4 protein-coding genes are annotated in these 5156 nt (G+C 35.8%); 3 read left to right on the top strand and 1 reads right to left on the bottom strand.

Translation table 11 applies throughout. The annotated features are described in order from the left end of the window. From E1171_RS07605 to E1171_RS07595, 3 genes are all read left to right on the top strand, one after another. Positions 1-794 (top strand): sterol desaturase family protein (locus tag E1171_RS07605; protein WP_155205414.1); only part of this gene is annotated, 794 nt, incomplete at its 5' end. 728 nt (positions 795-1522) lie between these two features. Further along, positions 1523-2467 carry a 3-oxoacyl-ACP synthase III family protein gene (locus tag E1171_RS07600; protein ID WP_155205413.1) on the top strand — a complete coding sequence of 315 codons (945 nt, stop codon included), beginning with the start codon at positions 1523-1525 and terminating at the stop codon, positions 2465-2467. Positions 2468-2836: 369 nt separating this feature from the next. After that, entirely contained in the window at positions 2837-4546 is a 1710-nt protein-coding gene (locus E1171_RS07595; protein WP_155205412.1) for an amidohydrolase, read from the top strand. Between the two features lie 78 nt (positions 4547-4624). Here E1171_RS07595 and E1171_RS07590 read toward each other — a convergent pair whose 3' ends face one another. Next, complete coding sequence (locus E1171_RS07590; protein ID WP_155205411.1) at positions 4625-5083, bottom strand: hypothetical protein; 459 nt, start codon at positions 5081-5083, stop codon at positions 4625-4627. Between the last annotated feature and the right edge of the window lie 73 nt (positions 5084-5156).

Below are 5156 nucleotides of genomic sequence, written 5' to 3'. Positions count from 1 at the left end.
TCGTACCTTATGCTATCCCTTTCTTTCTGATTTTTGTGTTGATTGAGTACTTGCTAAGTCTTCGAAAAAAAAGAGAATCATATCATAAGAAAGATTTTTTAGCTGCCGTAGTCATAGGTCTAGGGTCAGTGGCTATTAATTCTGTTTTTAAATTCTTTAATGTGGCAGCTTTTTTATTGGTGTATGAGTTGGTGCCCTGGAAGTTACCATCTAATGTAGTTAGTTTTTTTATTTGTTTCTTAACATTGGATTTGTGTAGGTATTGGGCACATCGTGTTTCCCATTTTAACCGATTTTGGTGGGCTTCTCATGTGCCTCATCATTCTTCTCGTTATTTAAATCTTTCTGTGGGGTTTCGTCTATCTTGGACTCAACCTCTAAAAATTATATTTTTTTTACCTGTGGCATTCCTTGGGTTTAATCCTTTGGAAATATTAATCTGTCATCAAATTGCTGTTTTATATCAGTTTTGGATTCATACTGAATACATCAATAGGCTTCCCAAATGGATTGAGTTTATTTTTGTTACTCCTTCACACCATCGGGTACACCATGGAAGCAACCCTCGGTACTTGGATAAAAATTTTGGCTCTACATTCATTATTTGGGACAGAATATTTGGGTCTTTCCAACCGGAGAAGGAAAAGCCGATTTATGGACTTACAAAAAATGTCAACTCCTATAATCCCTTATTCTTGGTTTTTCATGAATGGATTGACATTATTAGGGATCTGAAAAGAAGCCAAAGTTGGAATGAAGCCATGAAAATGCTTTTTGGTCGACCCAAAGGATAATACCTTTTTAAATAATAAATCCTATTCCTCTTAAAAGAGGTTTATCATAATTCAGGGGTAGTTAATAAATTTTGAAGGGGTTTTTCTTTGAGAAAAAGGGAGTATTTGTTTTTTAATTTCATGTATACTTTTAACAATAGGAGAAAGCTCCCTCCAAATCTTTATTTTAAGAAAGAAGAACTTTTATTACTTAATATTCTTTTGATCCAATTTTTAATTTAATTTTGCGGGGCCAAAAAGAAAAAGAATATTTTTTGGTTTTTTTGTTAGGTTTCTTCTAATAAAGGAGGTTTGTTCCTTATTGACTAATTGTTAGAGAGTTAAGTGGGTAAATTCTAACTTTATTTTTTGCTGTAGGTTGGAAAAAGGATCAATTTATAAATTTCAACTTCAAAGCATTAATTGGAATGTTAATCGCATTGTTATAAATGGTGGTAAGTGTTTCTATTTGATAAAAGTGCAATATTTGAAGGTGAAAAAGCAAAGAATTTTTTGCTTGAAGAGGACCCAATAAGATTAAACTTTATCAAGTTCAGACTTTAGATGTGGAGTCCTAGGTTTTATTAAAATGTTGACAAATATTGAAACCAGAATTTGATAAACTAGTATAATTTTTTCTTAGGGGGCAATATTGAAATTATGCTTGGTTCTTTTGTAGTTGTATTTTTTAAGTAACAAATAATCTTTTCAAAGAGTTAAATTTTTAACGATAGCAACATAAATTCTTTATGTATATAAATGTGGTTTCTCATTATTTGCCGAAGACAGTGGTCGATAATGATTATTTCGGCGAATTGAATGGCCTGACAGCTGATTGGATCGTGGAGCGGACGGGAATACGAGAAAGAAGGAAAGCCAGTCAGGAGGAGAATACGAATACGATGGCTATAAAGGCTGTTGAGAAAGGAGTTGAGCAATTACCTTTTCCAGTTGAGTCTATAGATCTAATTGTGGGAGCAAGTTATACTCCTCATGATACGATTGTAACTTTGGCTCATGCCGTGCAACATTACCTGCAGATAGACGACATTCCAGTTACCTCTGTTTCATCAGCTTGTTCTTCCCTATTGAATGCTGTAGAAGTGGTAGAAGGTTATTTTGCCTTAAATAAGGCTAAACATGCATTGGTGGTTTTGGCGGAGCACAATACTTTATATAATAATGAAAGAGATACAGTGTCAGGGCACTTGTGGGGAGATGGGGCAGCTGCTCTTTTCATTTCTAAGGAAAAATTTCAAGAAACAGATTTAAAGATAAAAGATATTAAAACCGGAGGAGCCGCTACTGCTGGGAGAGGAACTGAGGGAGTGGTTTTGAAACCTTTTAAAGAAGGAATAGCGATGCCTTATGGTAGGGATGTATTTATTAATGCTTGTGAATACATGCCCAAGGTAACCAAACAAGTATTGGATAGAAATAATCTAGGCTTGGATCAACTTTCTTATTTGATTCCTCATCAGGCTAATCTTAGAATTACCAAAAATGTAGCTAATCGGCTTAAACTTGCACCTAATAAGGCACTTTCCAATATTGAATATTTGGGGAATACGGGTTGTGCAGGTTGTGCCATTGCCTTATCTGAACATAAGGACCGCTTTAAGAAGGGCGATAATATTGTTGTTGTTGTTTTTGGTGGAGGTTATTCCTATGGTGCTATGCTACTGGAAAATTAAATTTTAATTGGAGTGGAAAAAGTTCATGTAGACCTTTATTCCAATATTGCTGGATTAGATACAAGGAAATTTTGAGGACCAATTAAAACATTATTTTGTAAAGATTATGTCCTACAAAAATAGGATCTGGTAAAACCGAAGTTTGTCAAAATCTTCGGTTTTTGCTTTTTGTGAGCATTATTTTATATTAGGAGTACATTTTGGACCTGTACTCTTCAAAAGGAAGTGATGTTTATATTTTGCGGTAATGAATTTAGGAGGGGATTGCTATTTTTATTATTATGAATCTTCCCTATTTTGGCCTTTCATGGTCATGAAATCTCAGGTTCATTATTCCTGATTTGTAACTTTAAATCCCATACAGATACTATGAGAAATCTATTTTACTTTTTTGTACCCATATTTTTTCTATTCTTATCCTGTTCTTCTGTAAAAGAAGATGATTTGATCATTTATAATGGTCAGATTTACACTATGGATACCCAGAATCCTATTGCTGAGGCTGTGGTAGTTAATGATGGGAAGATTTCTTTTGTAGGTAAAATTGAGGAAGTGAAAAATCGCCTCAAAGGGGCAAAGCAATTATTGGATTTGAAGGGAAAGGCCATGACTCCTGGTTTTATAGAAAGCCATGGTCATTTGATGGGAATGGGTGAAAAAGCTTTAAGCCTTGATTTAACCCAATGTGAGACATTTGAGGAGATGGTTGAAAAAGTGAAAGAAGCAGTAGCCAAAACCAATAAAGGGGAATGGATCCTTGGGAGGGGATGGCATCAATCTAAATGGAAAAGCATGCCTGATAATTTAATTGATGGGTTTCCTACCGAAAAGGAGTTAAGTGCTGTATCTCCTGATAACCCGGTTTATTTGGGGCACGCCAATGGGCATGTGGCAATGGTCAATTCAAAGGCTTTGGAAATTACAGGTGTTAATCCTGAATCCAAAATGGAAAATTTTGGGGTAATTGTTAAGTACCCAGATGGGAAACCTACAGGGATTTTGCATGATGATGCCATGTTATTGGTTTCAGAGAAGATTCCAGTTACAAAAAATAGACGACAAAAGGCCTTTGAATTAGCCATTCAGGAATGTTTAAAAAATGGAGTTACCACTTTTAGAGATGCAGGAACGGAGGCTGTAGATATTGACCTGTTTAAAGAAAATCTTGAGAAAGGTAAAGTTAAAGTTCGTTTATGGTCCATGTTGGCTGGTTGGGATAACCAATTGTTAGATCATTGGTTTAATCAAGAACCCGAAATTGGGTTGGGTAATGGTTTTCTGACAATTCGAGCCATTAAATTATCCGCCGATGGTGCTTTGGGATCCAGAAGTGCTTGGCTCTTGGAAGATTATTCTGATTTCGAAGGGCATAGAGGACATAATACCATTGCCATGGATTCGGTTTATTCGATTGCTAAAAAAGCTTTGAATAAGGGATATCAGCTGTGTGTACATGCAATCGGAGATCGTGCTAATCAAGAGGTCCTGGATCAGTTTGAAAAAGCTTTTAAGGAGAATCCTGACGATTCCAAAACAGCTCGCTTCAGAATTGAGCATGCTCAACACCTTGCTTTGGAAGATATCCCTCGATTTTCTGATTTAGGCGTGATTGCCTCCATGCAGAGTATTCACCTTTCTTCAGATAGGCCCTGGGCAATTGATCGCTTAGGAGAGCAGAGAATTAAAGAGGGCGCCTATGTTTGGCAAAAATTACTTCAGTCGGGAGTAAAGATTGTGAATGGTACAGATGCACCAGTTGAGCCTTTGGACCCTCTGGCAAATTTTTACGCAGCGGTTAGTCGTAAAACTCTAAAGGGAAGCCCTGAAGGCGGGTATGAAGCCGATCAAAAAATGAGTAGGGAAGAAGCATTGCGTTCCTATACTATTGATGCTGCTTATGGTGGTATTGAAGAAGACTTGAAGGGATCAATTGAAGTAGGTAAATTGGCTGATTTTACCGTTTTTTCCAATGATATTATGATGGTGGAAGAAAGGGAAATACTAAATACTCAGGTTCTATATACAATAGTGGATGGAAAAGTGGCTTTTGAAAGAAAGCTGGATGTAAATAAAAATTAATAGTTAAAAAACTTGAGAGGATCAAGCCAATCATTGAATCCCAGGAATCATGGTTCGGGAAATTTCATAAATCAAGTTTTATATTACTTCTTCTATGGTGTACGAAATGCCTTGATGAAGAAACTGCTCACCGCTGGATAATCCTTCCATTTTTTTAAAAAGGGAGGATTCCTGCGAAAGGCCTGTTATTTTCATCCCGTTATGTTGGAAGGGTTCTTGGCTTACACCTATAAAAAAAATCCCTTGATTAGTTCGTACAAAAGATCCAAAACTAATCTTTGAGTGTTTCTCTTTTACTATAATTTTATTCAGTAGATCAAAACCATCATTGGCAATATTTAAGGAATTGGCCAATGAACTGATATTTCTACTTGTTTCATCATTGTAGGAACTTAATTGAAGGTCATACTCTTCTTCATTAATATTGCCCTGACTCTCCCGGAGGACATTAATATTTTCTTGAATTTTATCAATAATCTCTTGTTGTCGCCTTTTGACCTCTTCAAGAATCTTCCTCTTTTTGCCTAATTTATCCATCCTCCTAAAAATTTTGTTCTAATGACTTCCTCAGCCTTTAAAACCTCATTATTCAAGGGGCTCTCAAAATAAT

This window comes from Xanthovirga aplysinae (assembly GCF_009711365.1).
In the GTDB taxonomy this organism is placed as follows: domain Bacteria; phylum Bacteroidota; class Bacteroidia; order Cytophagales; family Cyclobacteriaceae; genus Xanthovirga; species Xanthovirga aplysinae.
Note: the sequence above shows the minus strand (reverse complement) of the source record. Positions and strands in the feature narration are given on the sequence as shown.